Origin of the sequence: Vibrio thalassae (assembly GCF_900089835.1) — a bacterium.
Lineage (GTDB): Bacteria > Pseudomonadota > Gammaproteobacteria > Enterobacterales > Vibrionaceae > Vibrio > Vibrio thalassae.
The window spans coordinates 1-725 of sequence record NZ_OANU01000088.1; the positions used below are offsets into that span (position 1 = coordinate 1).

General features: G+C 42.1%; 1 protein-coding gene. It reads right to left on the reverse strand.

What is annotated here, in order from left to right; genetic code table 11:
- Window positions 1-28: 28 nt before the first annotated feature.
- Window positions 29-725, reverse strand: a 697-nt coding sequence (locus tag VTH8203_RS18305; RefSeq protein ID WP_158296186.1) for an ISAs1 family transposase, incomplete at its 5' end; no start/stop codon positions are given.

The window sequence follows — 725 nt, forward strand, 5'->3', positions numbered from 1 at the left end:
CAGGGCGGGATTCCACTTTGAATAAATATTAGCCAAATATTATTTTTGAGCGATATTCACCAGACCAACCTGACTTTCTACGTTTGGCAGCCAAGCTATCTTTGTCACTCTCATCCTGCTTTATCGTGTTCAACGCAGCACGATTAAATGCCGCTAAGTGAGCAGCTCCATCTGGGTCTTTTACTTTTAGTTCATCTTCTCTGAATACGACATCAAGAACCCAATGAAGCTGGTTTTCAACCAACCAATGCTCTCTGACTGTCCGAGCAGCAAGTTCAACATCAACCTCTAATGAGCTAACATACCAGCGTGAATCTCTTGTTCCTTTTCCATTGCAAGTACGCTCACTTGCCACTTCAATAAAGCTTTTTATATGAGGCCACTTTTCTTTCAACTCAGGTGGGAGATTCGCCTCTATCTGCATGATATTACGCCATTCTTTGCGACCATGTCCTTCATTTTCTTGGGTACATTCCGCCATGCTATCTGGTTGACTATAAACAGCTGAAAAAGCGTCTGTCACATGCCCGAAAAGATTGGGTTGATTCTTTTTTAGCTGAATGGTGAAGTCACCATTCTTTTCCGTGATTTGCGCCATTGTTGGCGCTAAGCAATGCAGCGAGTCTAAGGTGACTATTGCATCTTTTAGGACTAAAGCATCTAGAACATCGTGAGATAAACTGATTTCTTTACCTTTGCCATGAGTAGACTGTTGATAAAGCATT